The organism is Polystyrenella longa (assembly GCF_007750395.1).
Taxonomy (GTDB): Bacteria; Planctomycetota; Planctomycetia; order Planctomycetales; family Planctomycetaceae; genus Polystyrenella; species Polystyrenella longa.
Genome location: NZ_CP036281.1, coordinates 4,906,113 through 4,924,002 on the forward strand (window position 1 = coordinate 4,906,113; position 17,890 = coordinate 4,924,002).

Annotated in this window: 13 protein-coding genes and 1 tRNA gene; 8 read left to right on the forward strand and 6 right to left on the reverse strand. The window is 50.9% G+C overall.

Annotated features, from left to right (window positions below; translation table 11 throughout):
* Positions 1-109 precede the first annotated feature (109 nt).
* From Pla110_RS18235 to Pla110_RS18245, 3 genes are all read left to right on the forward strand, one after another.
* Complete coding sequence (locus tag Pla110_RS18235) at positions 110-1,105, forward strand: hypothetical protein (protein ID WP_144997857.1); 996 nt, start codon at positions 110-112, stop codon at positions 1,103-1,105.
* 74 nt (positions 1,106-1,179) lie between these two features.
* Positions 1,180-1,253, forward strand: a tRNA-Met gene (locus tag Pla110_RS18240).
* Between the two features lie 645 nt (positions 1,254-1,898).
* Positions 1,899-4,643, forward strand: coding sequence for a serine/threonine-protein kinase (locus Pla110_RS18245; protein WP_197440278.1), 2,745 nt, complete (start codon positions 1,899-1,901; stop codon positions 4,641-4,643).
* Positions 4,644-4,668: 25 nt separating this feature from the next.
* Here Pla110_RS18245 and Pla110_RS18250 read toward each other — a convergent pair whose 3' ends face one another.
* The gene (locus Pla110_RS18250; protein WP_144997861.1) at positions 4,669-5,757 is read right to left on the reverse strand and encodes a DNA alkylation repair protein; all 1,089 of its coding nucleotides are present in this window, start codon (positions 5,755-5,757) and stop codon (positions 4,669-4,671) included.
* A 430-nt stretch (positions 5,758-6,187) separates the two neighbouring features.
* Here Pla110_RS18250 and Pla110_RS18255 point away from each other — a divergent pair, with 430 nt between their 5' ends.
* The 3 genes from Pla110_RS18255 to Pla110_RS18265 all read left to right on the forward strand — a co-directional run bounded on the left by Pla110_RS18255 (position 6,188) and on the right by Pla110_RS18265 (position 8,640).
* Positions 6,188-6,772, forward strand: a complete 585-nt coding sequence (locus Pla110_RS18255; RefSeq protein WP_144999755.1) for a ClpP family protease — start codon at positions 6,188-6,190, stop codon at positions 6,770-6,772.
* Between the two features lie 81 nt (positions 6,773-6,853).
* Positions 6,854-7,450, forward strand: coding sequence for an ATP-dependent Clp endopeptidase proteolytic subunit ClpP (gene clpP / locus Pla110_RS18260; RefSeq protein WP_144997863.1), 597 nt, complete (start codon positions 6,854-6,856; stop codon positions 7,448-7,450).
* Positions 7,451-7,659: 209 nt separating this feature from the next.
* Positions 7,660-8,640: a hypothetical protein gene (locus Pla110_RS18265; protein ID WP_144997865.1), complete on the forward strand. Its 981-nt coding sequence runs from the start codon at positions 7,660-7,662 to the stop codon at positions 8,638-8,640.
* 149 nt (positions 8,641-8,789) lie between these two features.
* Here the strand turns inward: Pla110_RS18265 and Pla110_RS18270 are convergent, their stop codons facing one another.
* The 5 genes from Pla110_RS18270 to Pla110_RS22705 form a co-directional block, all read right to left on the reverse strand.
* Positions 8,790-9,590 (reverse strand): DUF3050 domain-containing protein, encoded by an 801-nt coding sequence (locus tag Pla110_RS18270; RefSeq protein WP_144997868.1) that lies wholly within the window; start codon positions 9,588-9,590, stop codon positions 8,790-8,792.
* Positions 9,591-9,727: 137 nt separating this feature from the next.
* The gene (locus Pla110_RS18275) at positions 9,728-10,042 is read right to left on the reverse strand and encodes a tetratricopeptide repeat protein (protein ID WP_144997870.1); all 315 of its coding nucleotides are present in this window, start codon (positions 10,040-10,042) and stop codon (positions 9,728-9,730) included.
* Between the two features lie 207 nt (positions 10,043-10,249).
* Entirely contained in the window at positions 10,250-11,809 is a 1,560-nt protein-coding gene (locus Pla110_RS18280; protein ID WP_144997872.1) for a serine/threonine-protein kinase, read from the reverse strand.
* Positions 11,810-12,102: 293 nt separating this feature from the next.
* The gene (locus Pla110_RS18285) at positions 12,103-13,290 is read right to left on the reverse strand and encodes an N-acetylglucosamine-6-phosphate deacetylase (protein WP_144997874.1); all 1,188 of its coding nucleotides are present in this window, start codon (positions 13,288-13,290) and stop codon (positions 12,103-12,105) included.
* 113 nt (positions 13,291-13,403) lie between these two features.
* Entirely contained in the window at positions 13,404-13,550 is a 147-nt protein-coding gene (locus Pla110_RS22705; RefSeq protein ID WP_197440279.1) for a hypothetical protein, read from the reverse strand.
* A gap of 76 nt (positions 13,551-13,626) precedes the next feature.
* Between Pla110_RS22705 and Pla110_RS18290 the strand changes: the two genes are divergently transcribed.
* Positions 13,627-14,319, forward strand: a complete 693-nt coding sequence (locus tag Pla110_RS18290) for a GntR family transcriptional regulator (protein ID WP_144997876.1) — start codon at positions 13,627-13,629, stop codon at positions 14,317-14,319.
* Between the two features lie 105 nt (positions 14,320-14,424).
* Positions 14,425-17,832: a DUF1553 domain-containing protein gene (locus Pla110_RS18295; RefSeq protein ID WP_144997878.1), complete on the forward strand. Its 3,408-nt coding sequence runs from the start codon at positions 14,425-14,427 to the stop codon at positions 17,830-17,832.
* Positions 17,833-17,890: the final 58 nt, after the last annotated feature.

The following is a 17,890-nucleotide window of genomic DNA, read 5'->3' on the forward strand; positions in this document are numbered from 1 at the left end:
TTTCCTGATGAGTAACCGACGATTTCGCGAATTATTCCTACTCAATGATAGAATCCGAGTTGAACACTCGACACCCCGATCACTTTTTTCCTCCGGCATTGGAGCCAACATGCGGTACATCCTGTTACTACTATTGCTGCTGACGATTTCATCGGGTTGTGAAAAACCGGCCGCAGTCCAGAAAGAACCTTCTCAAGCCGATGACCTCGCAAATCGACTTCTGAACGAGGAGTTGGACGAACAGCAACGTCGCGACCTCTTCCCCGAGTACCCTCAATTGGCGGCAGAGATTGTCAGCTCTATGACCAAGGACTATCCCTGGAAAGAGGAAGGTGAGGAGTATCGACGCATTCCTTGGATCTGGCGTGTCTCGGTCAACGCGACCAAAACATTGAATGAAGAGGAAATTCGCGAGCTGCTCGAAGTCGGCCTTCCAGAGCTGGGAGAACCTATGGCGGATTGGGAATCGGTAGTCATCGGCGGCGCAGTCATTAATGGTCTGACCTTAAAAGGGAAATGGCCGCGCGAATTCCTTCGTCCGATTCTCGAACAGAATACCGATCTACTCGAACGCTGGAATCAGATGCTGGAACAGTCGCTGGAGATGGCGGACGACACCAATGTCAAAACCGGAACCCGGTACGATGCCCTTCGAAATATCGGGATGCTTTCCTGGGAAGAAGGGGGAGCGAATCTGACAAAATACCTGACGGCCAGCACGGATCCGGAACTCAAACAGGGAGCCATCGGCGGACTGGCCGACATGCATTCTGCGGCGGCGGACAACATCCTGCTCTCTGGGTGGGTCCATTACAATGATCAGAATCGGTTCTTCGCCCTGGAGGGAATGCTCCGCACGGCGGACCGATTTCGGCGTCTGAACCAGGAAATTGAGGCAGGTCGAGTCGATCCCGGATTCCTCTCCGACGATCAAAAACAGAAACTGCTAACTCATCCACATGAGATTACGCGTCAACACGCATACGAATTATTAAAGCGACCGGAAGAACTCGCGGGTGAAGTCGGGAAGGAAAAGGAGACTATTCCCCCGATTCCTGAAGCGGAGACAGATTCCGGCGAGGATGCTCCAGCCGACCCAAATTAGTAGAAATTCACAAATAACGAAGCTGCAACCCTTTCCGACTGTCGAATTCGCTCTATAATCCCTCTCACACAGAGCGCGGGGTGGAGCAGTCTGGTAGCTCGCGAGGCTCATAACCTCGAGGTCGCAGGTTCGAATCCTGTCCCCGCCACTTTTAGTTTGCTCGAAAGCCTCTGTGACTGATACTTTTCAAAGTATTCAAAACAGAGCGAGGTTTTCACAACCGGCTTTCGACTTAAAACAAAAAACACCTGTTTGTCACCATGACAAACAGGTGTTTTTTTACGCCCATTGGTAACTGCTTATCTAGTATTCCGCATATCCCCTCGCCAACCGGGAGTTCTCCTTGGGTTTCACTAACCCGGATTTTGGCTACTCAAAACAGGTACTGAGTGACTCTGTATGATCGAAAGTCACCGTGCCCCACTGATTCCTGCCTCCGTCCACAATGTTCTTTTCGGAACTGTCGTAAGTCGCCACCGCCTCCTGTTAATTGCATCCCACCAGTTATAGTATTAGTTTAGAGCTAGTGAAATTTTCAACTTAGCGGTTGCAGGACACCCAGAATCATGGACATCTCGGCTTGTGCATCGAGCGTAAAGCTCGCGACACACAACATCGCACAAAAGTACACTTACAGATAAATTAAGGCGACAGACTCGCCTCCTCTTTGATTGTCGTTTCTGAATCGAATGGCGATATCATATCTTGCTCGTCAGACTGAAATTACGCTGTTCGAATGTGCTCGCAGGTAGAACGAGCTCGCCTAAGCATACTTCTGAACAGGATGCTCGTCTTGAACCTCTCCTCGAACAATCCAAACCCTCGAAATAATCTCGCCAACTCTCCGTGGATAGCACTGAAGCTCAAAGAATTTAAGGAGGCGTGGAAACCAGACTCACGCCCATCGATTGAAGAATTTGTCTCCGACTCGAACGGAGATAAACAAAAGCAACTCATTCGGGAACTCGTCTCACTCGAAATTGAGTTACGAAATAACGCTGGCGAAACACCTGAACTCAAAGAATATGAAACCCGCTTCTCCGAACTAGATATCAATCTGGAAACCATTTTCCTCGCGGGAAAACCACCCGAGCTAGATAAAACTCGCTACATGGTTCCCGAGGACAGAGTAGAAGAAACGGTTCTTTTCTCATCAGATACTGGTTTTGATTCGGGAATGGTGGGAAAAGATACACTCCAAGCGGACACCGATAATCAGACGCGAGAGTGGATTGAAAGCCAGGATCACCTGCAACAGTTCGGTGAATACGTCATTGTCTCCGAGATCGCGCGAGGAGGCATGGGCATTGTCTATAAAGCGTATCAACTAAAACTGAATCGCCTCGTTGCGCTCAAGATGATTTCACAGGGAGAATTTGCCAACCAGCAGGAAGTTCGCCGTTTTCAGTTGGAAGCGGAAGCGGCGGCTCACCTCGATCATCCGGGAATCGTCCCTGTCTACGACGTCGGTGAGCACGATGGTCGGCACTATTTTACCATGGGCCTAGTGCTGGGCACGAGCCTTAGCGACTCGGTCACATCTCAATTATTATCTCAAATAGAGATTGCCCGCATCGTTATGGACATCGCAAATGCGATGTCTTACGCCCATTCCAAGGGAGTCATTCATCGCGATTTGAAACCGGGAAACGTGTTACTTGATCAAAAAAATGATCCGCGAATCACTGACTTCGGATTGGCAAAACGAATCGAGGAAGACAGCAATCTCACCGTGACAGGCCAGATTTTAGGAACACCCAGTTACATGCCACCGGAGCAGGCGACGGGAATGGCTGAAGAAATGGGCGTCACAGCCGACGTCTATTCCATTGGCGCGATCCTCTACGCGATGCTGTGCGGTCGCCCGCCATTCAAATCATCAAGTTCGATGGCGACACTCAAACAGGTTCTGGAAGAAGAACCTATTCCGCCCCGAAAGTTTGACTCGAAAATCTCAACCGATCTGGAAACGATCTGCCTTAAATGTCTCGAGAAAAATCGAACCCAACGCTATCAATCGGCTCACGAACTTGCTGAAGAATTAAAACGATTTCGCGAAGGGCGGCCCATCACCGCTCGACCTATCAGTTCGCTTAGGCGTTTCCGTCGCTGGTGTGGTCGAAATCAAACTGTGGCCGGACTTATCGCCGCTGTGGTGTTCACCATGATATTGGGCTCCGGGTTCTCCATTTACTTCGGCCTGCTGGCTGAAGGCCGAGCGGAGTCCGCAATTCGCAACGAGCGCATTGCCTCCGAGCAATCGCAACTTGCTCTTGAGGCACTGACGACGATCATCTTCGACGTCAATTCTCTCTTGCGAGAGATACCCGAGGCGGGAGAAAAACGTCGTAAAATTGTAAAAGAAGCGATTGAAAAACTCGAACAAGTTTCAGCCGGATTCGAAAATTCATCCACCGTTACGGCCACGCAAGCGGCCGCCTTGATCAACCTTGCTGACATCTACTCACGACTGGGTGATGAGAGTGGAGAGAATGCTGCCACTAAATCGCTCGAATTGTACAAGCAGTCTGTCACGTTGTTCGAGCAGGTTGTGGATGTTAACGGGAATCGTGCTCCCGATATTCTCTGGAAATACTCCATCGCCCTACAGCGTGTTGCTTCCGATCTCATCGATACTAATAATACTCAGAAGGCGAAAACCTATCTGGATAAATGTATTGAATTGCGACTGGAGTTAGCGAACGAGTATCCAGACAATTTCGAGTATGCAACTGGCGTCATCCACGCCTACCTCGAAGAAGGAGAGTTCTGGAATCAGAAATCAATGACCAGAAAGGCGCTCGATTCCAATTCGAAAGCGTTGGAGTTGGCCCTGAAATTATTTGACGAGCACCCCGAAAATCGTGATTGTATCTACCTGACCATCTACGCTCATTCCAGCGTAGGCAGTATGCACGACCTCCTGGGGGAGAGCGAATCTGCTGAAAAGCATTTAAGGACAGCGTTCGTACTATTCCAGAATTCGCCGGACGGGATTTCCCGGGATCAGCAGATCCTGGATACCATCGCCTGGAATCGTGAACTTCTCGGTCATTTATATTATGACGGATTGAAGGATACGGATGCGGCCGAGAAGGCATATCAGGAGGGAATTCAGTATCAGCGACAGGCAGTTGATATCGATCCAAACGACATCAAACACAAAAAACACCTGAGCTATGTTTATGACGCTTTGATTACTTTTTACCAAGGCGAGGGTCGAATCGACAATCTCACAAATGCGATGCAGGAACGAATCGATCTTCGTCGTCCGCTAGTGGAGCTGGATCCTACAGACGCACAACTCCGTCGTCTGTTGGTAGACAACTACAGAAGACTGGCAGATCAATACGTCCAAATGAATAAATACCAAGAGGCGATCGATACTTATCTGGCTGAAAAAGAATTACTACGTTCGCTCCAGGATCAGATCCCAGAGGACTTCGCTCCGGTGATTCAAGCGATCAAAGCAAGCATCAAATCATGTGAAAATCTAGCCAGAAATACCGAAGTAAAAAAGCCAACTATTGAAGAGTAAACCTCTATTAGACAGAGCAAGTTTACTAGGTGATTAACAGGAATTCTTTCGATTCAAATTCTCTTCCGTTGATCCGTACCCGGATGTGGTGCGCACCCGGGTAATGCTGTCGGGTTGTTAACGGAGTGAAGCGTTGCTTTTTTTGAAGCTCGTGGTGTCCGGATTCAAACTCGCGTTCGGTCCATTGGAACACCTTGGGCGCAAGAGTTCCGTTTTTTTTGAGGTAGTCGATTACGTACTCTACACGAAGTTTGCACTTCCGTTTCACATGAAACGAAACCGCAAACTCCAACTCATCCCCCAGGTTGATTTCGGTTTGATTTACGGTGAAATCGGTCAGTTCTTTCACACGCGCGTCATATCCAAATAGAGACAACGCTCGAGGGTGGGATTGTTTGAGCAAAGTTCGGCAGGCGTGTTTGATTATCCAGTCAGTTTCCGAAGTGAGACCTTGCCAGCGTTCCGCCGTCTCCAGCACCTGCTCCGGATGGTCCTTGGAGATGTCGTTGAGGTTGTTGGCCACACTCTTCTGAACGTATCGCGCTTCATCTCGTTTCAGGATTCCCAACAGATCCAGCACCGGTTGCGGATCCAGTTTGAAGAGTGGCAGGGCTGGAGCCCAGGGTAATCGCGGTCGGCATCCCTCGCTTGACAATCGGCGAACATGCTCGTTTTCGTCGATCGCCCAATACCTCATCTGCTGCATCATTCGTTCGGGGTCGTCAAGGATGAAGGGCCGCACGGCGAATTCGGACGACGAAAAACGAGTGAACCAGGCGAGCGCCGGCAGCGAAGTCTCCCAATCCTGTCGCCCATATAAGGCCACGAATTCGGGAAAGTACAAACCCAGGTAACCCGAATTCTTGTCACTTGGCATCCGTTCAATCGCTTCGCCCAGAATCGAAACCGACTCGGGAAAGTCGTCTGGCAGTACCTCGCGAAGGGAGATCGTGATGTGCGACATCCGCTCTTTGAGTTCTTTCTCTTCCCAACTGGCATCGAAGATCCGTTTTCGGAAATGGACAGGGTTGATCCGAGGGTCGCATTCTCTGAGTGTCGTCGCCAGCTTGGCAATGTAATCTCGTGAGTAGTAGTTCTTAAGCGGTTCCGCCATGGGGACAATCCTAGAGTGATTCAGACAACAAACTCGAAACGAGACCTTGGAGAAGACAGGGTTACCATCGATCGGTTACTTGTAAGTGGCAGGGAAACCCTCTTGGAATTCCGCCCATAATAGCGGCGGGAACCATCGAACCCCAGCCTTGGTCAGCCTCAAGCTGACGTAGTGAGGAGACGCGAGTGTTAGGCTTGACCGGAAAAGTGAGATCGAGTATCCCTCAATTTGGATTTCGAGACATTGAAATGCCGGTCCGAGAAGGTGAAATCATCCTCAGGGATGGTCATTTACCAGACGTCATCATATGATTCCATAATCTGCATTACCCATTTTCGACCCTGACTGGACCGGGGTCTTTATCAACCGACAGATACGAGAGGAACGTTTCGTGTTCAATTCTGCGGCCGATTTTTCGCCCCTCAACCCCATGAACCAGCGCGCTCGACAATACTCCCAGCAACGACAGATGGGCATTGGCGATTTGCTGCTGGAGAATCGCATCGTCTTTCTGGACGGAGTCATCAATGATGGCAGCGCCAACCTGATCGTGATGAAATTGCTCTATCTGCAATCCGAAAACCGTCACCAGGACATCCACATGTACGTCAACTCACCGGGCGGTTCCGTCACGGCGACAATGGCGATCTACGATACGATGCAGTATCTCGATTGTAATATCGCAACTTACTGCGTCGGACTGGCCGCTTCAGGCGGTGCCGTGCTGATCGCCGGTGGTACGGATAAAAAACGATATATCCTGCCGCACGCCAAAATGATGATCCACCAGCCACACGGCCAGGTGGGCGGGCAGGTTTCCGACATTGAGATTCAGGCTACCGAGATCCTGAAAACCAGAGAGACCCTCAACGAGATTCTCTCCTCACATACCAAACAACCCATCGAGCAGATTGCCAAGGACACCATGCGCGACCGCTACCTGACGGCCTCCGAGTCGGTCGAGTACGGTCTCGTGGACGAAGTATTGATCCCCAGTACGAAACAGAAAAAGTAGTCCTTGTCACGGACGGGAACCTATTACATCCCGTCGCCGAACTCCAATACAGTTTCCCCTTTCGCAGGAAAGTCTAATCTCATGACTACACTCGTTCCCTACGTGATCGAGAAAAATGGCCGCGACGAGCGGGCCATGGATATCTACAGTCGGCTGCTCCGGGACCGGATTATCATCCTCGGCAGTCAGGTCAATGATGACGTGGCCAACAGTCTGGTTGCCCAGTTGCTCTTCCTTCAGTTCGAAGACGCCGAAGCGGACATCCACTTCTACATCAATTCGCCAGGTGGTTCCATCACCGCCGGTATGGCGATCTACGATACGATGCAGTACATCAGCTGCGATGTCGCTACCTACTGTATGGGCCAGGCCGCCAGTATGGGTGCCGTCCTGCTGACCGCCGGTCATCCGGAAAAACGGTTCGCATTACCAAACGCGCGTATCATGATCCACCAGCCGCTGGCCGGTATGGAAGGAACCGCGTCGGACCTTGAGATTCACGCCAAAGAGGTGTTGAAAGTAAAAAAACGGATGAATGAGATTCTTCTCAAACATACCGGACAGACTTACGAGAAGCTCGAAGAAGACACCGATCGTGACAACTTCATGACCGCAGAAGAAGCCAAAGATTATGGTCTGATCGACAAAGTCATGGACAAGATCGAGCTGCCTAAATAATGGTGCCCCAGTAAAGCGGACGCCGCGACCTGACCACAGAGAATAATTCCTCCCGGATTTCACGATTTTCATGTGAAACCCGGGAGGAATCCTCTTTCCATAAAATGGGTTTTGCCGCTATAGTCCCGCTCTCTTCTCCTCAGATAATTCCCCGGACTGAATCATCTCGCTGCCCACGTGTTACATGGATGTAACGACGATGGAGTTGGATGCCCTCCGGTATCACTCGCTTAGCACCACCGAATCTTATGCTGCACTTCCGCTGGACATGGATGTCATTGCTCGGAATCGCGCTGCTTGCTGGTTGTCAATCAACGGCAAAGCGTGAGGTCTGGGAAGCGCGCTTTCGGGATCAAAGAGACGAAATCCACGCCCTTAACCAGAAGATCGAACAACTGGAAGAAGATCTGGTCGTCCGCGAACAGGAAGCAGATACGCTCCGGCTTCAAATGGTGGGGACCGGCCAAACCGCATTGCTTCACGAGCAGGCACACTCGCTCTATCAGGTCACCGGAATTCGGATCAACACTCTGCTGACTGGCGGACTCGACCATGACGGGAAACCGGGCGACGAAGCGATCTCTTTGCTTCTCTCCCCTCACGATGAAGATGGTACCCTGGTCAAATTGCCGGGTAACCTATTGATCGAACTGATTGATCATTCCCTCTCCGAAGAAGAGGAAGTCATTGGACAATGGGAGTTCCACCCTCAGGAAATGAAATCACACTGGCACTCTGGCTTCGTTGGAGTTGGGTATCTGTTTGATCTCACCTGGCAGGACGTTCCCGAAAACGAAGAACTCCTCATTCACGCCCGCCTCACCACAGGTGATAACCGGCAGTTCGATGTCACCGAGAAAATCCGCATCGTCCCACCCGAAGGACTTCTGCAGGCGAATCACACTGAAGTCGTCGACGAAGGCGAGGATTCATCTCCGTTTTATTCTACTCGAACGTCTGGTAGCATGCCGCCGGTTTCTCGCCCCACCAATGCGAATCCCTGGGAGAACACAGAAGAAGAACTGGTGCCGGTTCCCACCGATCAGTTCGATGCACCTCCCGTCTTTGAGGTGCTCCCGGAAGAATTCGACGCCCGCGAAGAGATACCCCCGTTCGAGGAGCCAGGCTATTTGAGGCTTCCCGATTTTGAATCAGACAGCCGGACTAAGTTCGACGACTTTCCTCGCTGAGATGCTGGCACTGAAATCGTGATCCGCCAGGTCACAGGCTGTATGACTTGGCCGCACTCATCCCCGCGGGATTTATCCAATTCAGATAACGGTAAGGTGCTTCACGATGATAGCCCCGGGAAGCTGGGAGTTTCACGTGAAACTGATCCTTAGGAGCATCGTGTCGACAATGGGGATTTGGTGATTCGCTCGACAATGCCGTCCCACAATTCAATTCGAGACTGAATAGCCGCTTCTGCCGCGCGGGTTGCTTCAACTAATTTCTCTTCGCTTTCACCAATGAGGACCTCGACTAGTCTGCGGGCGAGTGCTCCATGTTCATCACCATCGAGCTCGATGTGTCGCTCCAGATAGTAGACGAATTGCTCCACCGGAAGACCACTCTCTTTGATCACCGGAACCAGGCGAGAAAACATATCGGGAATGATCTCTTCCCGACCATAGCAGAAGGAAGCGGCGACCTCGTGGATTTTCCCTTCCAGCGACAGAGACATCGTGTGGTTTACAAAACCTGAAGTCGATTCCAACTTCTGAATCTGAGGCCAGAGGTGGTCGAACTTCTGACCGTCCCGTAACCCGTCGATCAGTTTCTCGACCTCAGACCGGCTGGCATCGATATCAGACATTGCCTCCAAGTAGAGCTGAAAGTGACTGAGGTATCCCCCTTTTCGGTCTTCGTCACATTCCTCTCCAAGGACGATTTCGTTGATGAATCGGGCGATGGAGATATCCGCGGGAGGAACCCAGGGAAGTTGGCAACCGGCGGCATGCTGTTGCAACCGTTTCAGCAAAGACATGAAATCCCACACGGCAAAGACATGCTGCTCCATAAAAATCCGCAGCTGTTCAACCGAGGTAATGGCTTCGTAAATCGGATGGGAAAGTAGTTGGTCGCGCAGAGGTGCAATCGCCGATTCGAGACGATCCACTGCCGGGGAAGAGGGATCCATTCCTTGAGTCACCTGATACAAAACTAAGTTGATTGACAGAGTTAATTGGAGGGGTGCGTGGGAGAAGTTATCCCGTTCTCAGGAAGCGCTTACCAGGTCGACAAGAGCGATTGTCGAATCTGCAGATCGCCATTTTCCTATTGAGGAGCTTGAATGCGGGCCTGAGCCAATGCGTCTTCCGCTTCCTGAATCAATCCACACCGCTGGCAGATGATGGAAAGCTGCGTGTAGGAGAAGGTATCGCTGGGGTCAATTTCCACGACTCGTTTGGCGTGAGCGACCGCTTCTTCCATCCGATTCAATTTCTGCAAGTAGACCGCCAGGGCGGAATGCGAGAGTTTATGGTCCGGGGCTTCCGCGACGATTTCCTCGAGCATGACGACTGCTTGGTCGAGTTTTTCTTCATTTTTCAACGCGACCGCTTCGTCGTATTTTTTATTCAAATCAGTCATGGTGAAGCATTCCTTCAGTTATTTTAAATCTCAGTATTCGTTCAAACCGAGCTCGCTGGCCCAATCAGATATCATCATACCGACCCACAATGGCACTGCAAGTCGCCGACCCCTGACGAAATCGGACGGCGGGATTTCTGTATCCAAATCTGGATTAGACCCAATCTCAGCCAGGAATCGACTACCGAGCGAACTCAGCGAATTAACTCAGCGAATGAGCCGTGAATCTTTCAGGGCCTGCTGCTCCTGACGCCATTCTTCGATGTCCCCAAACAGAGAAGCTAACGCTCTACGGAGATCACGAAGATCGAGGGGAGAGCTCAAGATTTGCACGAACGTCGACTCGGACATTTTCTTCCGGCACTCTGCTTGCTTCGCAGAGAGGATCGTGATCAGGGGAATTTCGGCATCGTTCGCCAATTCAACGGCACGGTTGTGAGCACGGATGACATCGTCTCCAAGCGCATTTCCCATCAGCAGAATACAGTCTGGTGGGTCGTTTGAAATTCGTCGCAGTGCCCGACCGGGGTCTTCCATCAGCAGCATCCGGACACCGTGCTTGCCAAAGTAGTCTCGCAACACGGACTGAAATTTCGGACGGGTTTCCACACAGATCATCTTCAAATTGTTGAAGGTTTTCTTGACGCCCGCTGCGGCCAACTCACTGTCGGAATCGGAAGAACCTGAACTTAAATTGACCGATTCTGCATTCGGCTGATTCGCCCGAGCCACCGCCGTGGGTGGTTGGTGAACACCGATTTGGACTTGTAACTCTTCGAGATCGGCCACAAGCTCCGAAGCCGATTGATAGCGTAACTGAGGATCAAACTTGATCAGTTTCTCTACGACGGTCACCACTTCTTTGGGGAGGTCGGGAATGTGGGTACGGATTGGTTTGATATTCATATACCGCAAAATGTTTTTACGTTCATCCCGATTGCGAGTCCGCTGGTAGGGGGGCAGACCGGCGAGCAATTCGTAATAAATGACGCCCAGGAAAAAGAGGTCAGACCGCGGGTCGTTCCGGTCGACGCTGGTCGCTTTCTCGAGGGTCGCATACTCCAACGCATGCTGAGGAGTTTCTCCCCGGGTACCGATCGCCGCTTCAGAATCCCCCGCCAAACCAAAGTCCGCGAGTTTGGCAACGCCCTGAGTGTTGAGCAGGATATTCGTCAACTTCATGTCACGATGGGTCACGCCCATGCGGAGTGCGTATTCTAATCCACGGGCAATCTGAGTGACATACCCGGTCGCCTCTGCCGGAGAGAGCTGTTTGCGAATTTTGAGAAAGTCGCGGAGGTTTCCTCCTTCAACGAACTCCATCGTGAAGTAGTGATTCTCGTCGTCAATTCCGACATCATAAATGGGAACGATATTCGGGTGACGCAATTTTTGGCAAAGCTCTGCTTCCCGATGGAAATGGTTGACCATGTCCTTATCGCTCAACCAACGCTGGCGCAGAATTTTGAGTGCAATGATTTCATCGGTACCCAAAGTCGCCGCTCGAAACACTCTCGCAAAACTCCCGGAGTCATTCCGATAAAGCAGTTTGTAATTCCCGATGACCAGGCTGGCTGTGTCTCCTTTATGGAGTCGACCGAGCTGGTATGGAGTCAGCAGATGTCGCTGTTCCAGAACGGACAGCAATTCCGCAGGAGTATTCTCCTTCAGATCGAGCCCTACCAGACACGACTGCAGTACAACTGGATCGATCAGTTGCATCTGAAATAGTGTCTGTAGAAGTTCTTCTAAGGTGCGAAAAGCCATCTATATCCCCGGCTATCGCCGACTTGAGCCCAAAGCCGGAGCCATTTATTCTCCTTGAACGACCGTCAGTATGACGAGCCCATTCAATTCAGTCTATAAAATTTTTGAAGTTTCAGCGGTAGAACCATTGAATCGTGTACGCGTCGAAAACCTGTTTATTTAGCAAACTAACTTTATCATAATCGTATCATGAAGCGAAGCGGGTGCAAGCTATCGAATGTGGTCAATTACCTATCTCCGATCAGTTCGACACCGGTTGGACGGATCAGGAAATCCAGCCGCTTTGAAAGGGATCATTCGGAGGCTTGGCCCGAGCGTGTATAGCGTAATTGGCCTTCCACGACTGTCTTCAGAATGTCAATTCGGGCCGCTGATTCGTCGTAATCGAACTGTATCATGTCCGCCAGACCTCCCGGTTCCAGCAAACCCGTCTCGATCCCAAACAGTCTCCCAGGATTTCGAGAAGCAAAATCGACTGCGTCGGCCAGCGAAATTTCCTCCACCATTCGTGGTAATTCGGCCACACACATTTCTGTTGTCGCGCCGGAACCTGCCAGAAGTTGATTTTGCCCTGCAATCACGTGGCGACCGTCCTCTAGAATTTCGACGTTCAAACTCTCGGACTCATAAACGCCGGGAGATAATCCTGCGAGCCCCGATGCATCGCAGGTGATCAACATTCGCTCGTAGCCCTTCACGCGGTAGGCAATTTTGGCAACGCTGCCTGGAATATGATGTCCGTCGGTGATCAAACAGCAGTGAAGTCGATCGTCCGCCAACTGCTCCCAGATATAATTCGGGTGCCGGCGAATCATTCCCTGGGCCCCATTGCCCAAGTGAGTGCTCATCCGTGCGCCTGCGTCAGCGGCGGCACGAATCAGATCCGGGCTTGCTGCGGTATGACCGATCGACACAACAACTCCCGAATTCACTGCCTTCGGTATAAATTCCAGCACTCCTTCCTGCTCGGGCGCGACGGTGATCAGCTTGATCCGATTGCCCGATAATTCCTGCAGCTTGCTGAATTCGGTCCAGTCAGCGGGTCGGATATGTTCCAGCGGATGCGCGCCGCGAGAGCCATCTTCGGCTGAAAGGTAGGGGCCTTCCAAATGACAGCCGGCAACCAATTGATCGATTTCAGGGTGCTCTTCACATACTTCTTTTAATGTAGCAAATCCATCCGCTAGCGCTTCGTGCGAACTGGTAATCAATGTCGGAAAGAGCTTGGTGACGCCAGCCGCCAGATACGGCTCGATCGCCTGAATGGCCTCGTCAACAGTTAGACCTCGTTTGCAGAACCAAATCCCTCCGTACCCATTGATTTGCATGTCAAACAATCCGGGCGCTAAGTAAGGAAGTTTCTTCGTATCCTCATCATCAACACGCAAAGGTTCGACCGTTTGAATCCGGCCTCCTTCCCAGGAGATCATGACCGGTTCGAGGGTATCGTATCGCTTTCCGGAGAGTCGCTGTGTGATCATCTAGTTGTTCCGAAACTGGCAAGGCATTATCGGGGGTTCATATATAACCACCGGGGGCAGTTTTGTTCTCCTCCTATATAAGGAGAACGAGAATTGAATCAAAATATCCATTTTTAAACCGCAAACGGAGCGAGTTTGATCAAATCACCCTGCTTTTGCAACAAGCGTGCTGTAATGAGAAGAGCAGAAAAGCAGCCCAAACTTTTCAATTGACCCGAATCAAATGTCGTGATAGGATTGTCGACAATTACACCACGCATTGCTGGGAATCCTTTAAATTTGTCGACAGACTTGAAGCTGGCTTCCCTTTCCCATTAGTATATACTGATATGTCTTATGAGCGCTACGTTAAAAGAGACAGCCTACCAAACGATCCGGGAAAAGTTGATCTCAGGCCATTTTCCTCCGGGGAGCCGCCTGTCCGATGACTCGATCGCCCGGGAAATCGGCATCAGCCGCAGCCCCGTTCGGGAAGCAATAAATCAGTTCGTCAGTGAGGGATTAGTAGAATACCGCCCCCGCTGTGGAACGTATGTTAGAAAACCGACCTTGAAGGAACTCGACGACTTGTGGGGTGTCCGCGTCGCGATGGAAAGTTTTGCCGTCGTTGAAGCTGTGGACCGATTGACAGAAGCGAGCCTTCAATTGATGAAAGAGTTTAACAGTGAGTTGCTTGTCGTCGTGCGCGACTGTCGTCGACTTCCCAATCAACTTGCGAATGAAGAATTGAAACAACGATTTCTTCAGACGGATTCCTGCTTCCATCTGGAGATTCTGAATTCGGCCGGTAACGACCGTGTACTGAAAATTGTACAGGAATGCCGGTTGATGATGTTTATCTTTGGAGCCACTCATTCGGCTGTGCGGGTGACGGCAGACATGATGCTGCAATCTCAGCGGGAACATGATTTAATTATCAAAGCCATCGAAAACTTGGACCATAATAATGCCCGTGAATGGGTGGGTACCCATATCCGCACGACGCGCGCCCGCGTAATGGCTCAACTGGAACAGGTCTCCCTCCTCTAGGGCACACCACCGATTTCCAATCGAATATGTAACCAATCCATCTTTCCGAAAACGGAATCAGAACCTTAACTGCCAGGTTCACCAGATCAAAAAGGTTTGACTGTGTTGCCAACTTTCACCGTAAATAATCGAGCACACTGGTTAAGTAGAAATCAGCTCACTACCGGACTCTTGTTCGGGCTGACTGTCGTTTGGGGATTCCCCGGACAGGCCGAAGAAGAAGTTCCTGCTGCGAAACCTGCGACTGAATTCAGCGCCGGACAGATTGAACACTTCGAGAAAAAGATTCGTCCACTTCTCGTCGAACGCTGTCAGGATTGCCACAACACTGAAGTCAGTGAAGGAGGACTCGATCTCAGTTCTCGCCCCGGGATTCTGAAAGGGGGCGATTCAGGTTCTGCTTTCGACAATAATCATCCGCCCCAAAGTCTGCTCCTTGATGCGATCAGCTATAAACCGGATGCTATCGTCGAGATGCCGCCGGATGGTCGATTAGATCCGGCCGAAGTCGCCGCGATCACGAAGTGGGTCGAAGAAGGTTTACCCTGGCCAGGCGCTCAGCCCACGCCTGAAGGTGACGACGTAGCAGAAGAGGAATCTGACTTTCCGTTCACTGAGGAACAACTGCAATACTGGTCATTTCAAGTCCCCACAAAAGCCGAGCCCCCTCAGGTGAAACAGACCGAATGGCCGCGAAATGAAATCGATCACTTTATTCTGGCTCAGCTCGAAGCCAACGAGATGCACCCCGCCCCCCAGGCAGACAAGCTGACATTACTTCGTCGGGCGACTTTTGATTTAACTGGCCTGCCGCCAACTCCAGAAGAAATTCGCGAATTCGTGGCGGATGAAAATGAAGATGCCTTCGCCAAAGTCGTGGACAGGTTACTCGCCAGCGATGCTTACGGAGAACGCTGGGGCCGTCATTGGCTGGACATCGCCCGCTACGCAGACACCAACGGGATGGACGAAAACATGGCGTATGCATACGCCTATCTGTACCGCAACTATGTCATCAGCGCTTTCAACAAAGACAAACCTTACGATCAGTTTATTAAGGAACAGCTGGCGGGAGACTTGATCCCCCATCCGGATGACGAGCAACAGACGATCGAAAGACAGATTGCCACCGGATTTCTCGCGATCGGTCCGAAAATGTTGGCCGAGGACGACCCGGTCAAAATGCACATGGATATTATCGATGAGCAATTGGACACGTCTGGAAAAGCGTTTCTGGGTATGACGTTGGGATGCGCTCGCTGTCACGATCACAAGTTCGATCCGATTACGGCGAAGGATTACTACAGCCTGGCGGGTATCTTCAAAAGTACGAAAACGATGGAGAACTATCGAGTCGTCGCGCAGTGGTACGAACGACCGGTTGAACCTCAAGCACGAATCGATGCGTATGCTGCTTATGAAAAAGATCGTGATGCTGTCAAAAAGACCATCGATGAATTGGTCAACAAAGCGAATACCGAGATTCAAATCGCTGCACGGACTCGGGCGAAGGAATATCTGCTGGCCGCGACTTCAGTCCTGTCGTCACGCAGTCACTTCGATCAACTGGTCGATCAATGGAACAACGATAAAACAGCATCAGTCGAAAACAGCATCGATCGATTGGCTGAAAAATTCGACCGAGGGAATGTCGACGTACAGGAACAAACCGCCGACCCTCGAGTAGCCGTTATCCTGACTTTCAAACAGGGTGCGTCGATGGCGGAATATGATGTCGAGATTCCCCAGGAGGGCAAATATGCGATGTTCCTGCAGTACGCCGCTCATCAATCCCGTCCGCTGAAAATCAGCGTGAATGGAGAAGTGATCAAAGAAACAGCTGCTGATCAAGTCACCGGAAGCTGGGGACCTGACGGTCAAAAGTGGTTCTTTGAGCAAGTCATCGACTTAAAGCAGGGCAAAAACATTGTTCAGCTCGCCTGTACAAAACTATTCCCTCACGTTCATCAGTTTCGTTTAGTTCCGGAATCTGCAGATGGCACTATAGTACCGCCTATCGCATCTACGGATCAGAACCAGTCAGAGTCAGATTTGAATTCGCTGATTCTCGATCAATGGGTCAGTTTTCTGAAAGCAGAAGAAGCAAATCCGAAGTCCATTTTTAAACCTTGGTTTGCCCTTGGTAAAAATCAAGACGAAGCCGATCCAGCCTATTCTCGCTTGAAGACCAGTGTTCAAAAAGCAACAAAGCACGCGAAAAACGATCTGGCAGAAAGCTACGCCGCATTGTTCCTGGAGGCCGAACAGTCTTGGACGGCAATGAAGGCAGAAGAAGCAACCAAAGAAGCGATGGCTCTTCCTGATGCCGAACTGGAAGCCTTCAGACAAGTCTACCTGGGAGAGAAAGGACCTTTCCGAGTTCCGGAAAATGTGGAACAAGGTTATAGCGAAGAGGTTAAACCTCTCCTTGGAGAGCATCGGTCGAAACTGAAAGCAATTGAAGACAATGCACCGGCGCCATTGCAACTTGCATTGGGAGTCACGGAATCTAAAATTGAAAACATGCAGGTCTGCATCCGTGGGAATCATGTCAACCTAGGTCCGGAAGTTCCTCGTCAGTTCCTCTCCATTGTGGAAGGACCCGACCAGACGCCGTTAGGCGATGAGGAGAGTGGACGTTTGGCTCTGGCTGAATGGCTTGCTAAACCGGATCACCCGTTGACCAGCCGAGTGATGATCAACCGAATCTGGCGATGGCATATGGGGACGGGTCTGGTACGAACTCCTGACAACTTCGGTTTAACAGGCGAGACACCCTCCCATCCCCAACTTCTGGACTGGTTGGCTGTAACCTTCATTGAGCAGGGCTGGTCCATGAAAACGATGCACCGACTCATAATGAACTCTGCCACCTACCAGATGAGTTCGGATTACTCGGCCGAGTACACTGAACTCGACCCTGAAAATAAACTGTATTGGCAGATGAATCGGCATCGCCTGGAAGCGGAAGCGATTCGCGATTCGATTCTGGCAATCGCAGGTACTCTCGATCGAACTCAGGTCGACACTACTTTAGACTACAAAAGCCACACCTATGTGAACTCAACTGGGGGAGCGGGGGCGGTGAGTTATGACTTCAACTACCGCTCTATCTACCTACCGATCATTCGTAGTGCGCTTTACGAGATGTTCCAGGCGTATGATTTCCCTGACCCAAGTTATATGCAGGGAAACCGAGCGACGACGACTATCGCCCCTCAGGCATTGTTCCTGATGAATAGTGAATTTGTCGACAAGCAGACAGAGGCGATGGCCAAACGACTGCTGCAGGAAGCGCCCGACGCTCCTGAAGATCGAATCGAACGAGCCTTCGAATTGATCTATGGTCGTAAACCGGAAATTAAAGAGATGGAAGAAATGCTCGGGTTTGTTTACGAATACGAGCAACAGGTCGTCTCGTCGATTCCCGAACAGGATCTACGACAGTTACAGGTCTGGAAAGGCCTTTGTCGTGTCCTGCTTTCCTCAAACGAATTTATCTTCGTCGATTAATCCTCGATCGACAGAACTAATTGAACTGGCTCCAAGAAAATATTGGCGGCATTAGCTC

Excerpts from the sequence above, each read along its gene's own strand:
- Pla110_RS18235 (WP_144997857.1), top strand. The coding sequence starts at position 110 with ATGCGGTACATCCTGTTACTACTATTGCTGCTGACGATTTCATCGGGT.
- Pla110_RS18250 (WP_144997861.1), bottom strand. The coding sequence starts at position 5,757 with ATGGCGGAACCGCTTAAGAACTACTACTCACGAGATTACATTGCCAAG.
- Pla110_RS18255 (WP_144999755.1), top strand. The coding sequence starts at position 6,188 with ATGAACCAGCGCGCTCGACAATACTCCCAGCAACGACAGATGGGCATT.
- clpP (WP_144997863.1), top strand. The coding sequence starts at position 6,854 with ATGACTACACTCGTTCCCTACGTGATCGAGAAAAATGGCCGCGACGAG.
- Pla110_RS18265 (WP_144997865.1), top strand. The coding sequence starts at position 7,660 with ATGCCCTCCGGTATCACTCGCTTAGCACCACCGAATCTTATGCTGCAC.
- Pla110_RS18270 (WP_144997868.1), bottom strand. The coding sequence starts at position 9,590 with ATGGATCCCTCTTCCCCGGCAGTGGATCGTCTCGAATCGGCGATTGCA.
- Pla110_RS18275 (WP_144997870.1), bottom strand. The coding sequence starts at position 10,042 with ATGACTGATTTGAATAAAAAATACGACGAAGCGGTCGCGTTGAAAAAT.
- Pla110_RS18280 (WP_144997872.1), bottom strand. The coding sequence starts at position 11,809 with ATGGCTTTTCGCACCTTAGAAGAACTTCTACAGACACTATTTCAGATG.
- Pla110_RS18285 (WP_144997874.1), bottom strand. The coding sequence starts at position 13,290 with ATGATCACACAGCGACTCTCCGGAAAGCGATACGATACCCTCGAACCG.
- Pla110_RS22705 (WP_197440279.1), bottom strand. The coding sequence starts at position 13,550 with ATGCGTGGTGTAATTGTCGACAATCCTATCACGACATTTGATTCGGGT.
- Pla110_RS18290 (WP_144997876.1), top strand. The coding sequence starts at position 13,627 with ATGAGCGCTACGTTAAAAGAGACAGCCTACCAAACGATCCGGGAAAAG.